Origin of the sequence: Homoserinimonas sp. OAct 916 (assembly GCF_003260275.1) — a bacterium.
Lineage (GTDB): Bacteria > Actinomycetota > Actinomycetes > Actinomycetales > Microbacteriaceae > OACT-916.
Genome location: NZ_QJHB01000096.1, coordinates 1 through 290 on the forward strand (window position 1 = coordinate 1; position 290 = coordinate 290).

Below are 290 nucleotides of genomic sequence, written 5' to 3' on the forward strand. Positions count from 1 at the left end.
GCCCACACCATTGGGGGTGTGATTCGCGCCGGCGATACCATCATGGAGGTGGTGCCCGATTCCGATGACCTGCAGATCGAGGCGCGGCTGCAGCCGAACGATATCGATCAGGTGCGCAAGGGCCAGCAAGCCTACGTCCGCTTCTCGGCCTTCAACCAGCGGGTGACCCCGCAGTTGATCGGCGAGGTGTCGTATGTCTCGCCCGACACCACCCGCGACACGCAGACCAACATGTCCTATTTCACGGTCCGGATCATGCTGCCGGAGGAGGAACGCCGTCGGCTGGCCGG

At 64.1% G+C, this 290-nt stretch carries 1 protein-coding gene; it reads left to right on the forward strand.

Annotation, left to right across the window (positions count from 1 at the left end; translation table 11 throughout):
- Positions 1 to 18: 18 nt before the first annotated feature.
- Positions 19 to 290: HlyD family efflux transporter periplasmic adaptor subunit (locus tag DL891_RS16850; RefSeq protein ID WP_232819254.1), on the forward strand; the 272-nt coding region annotated here is incomplete at its 3' end.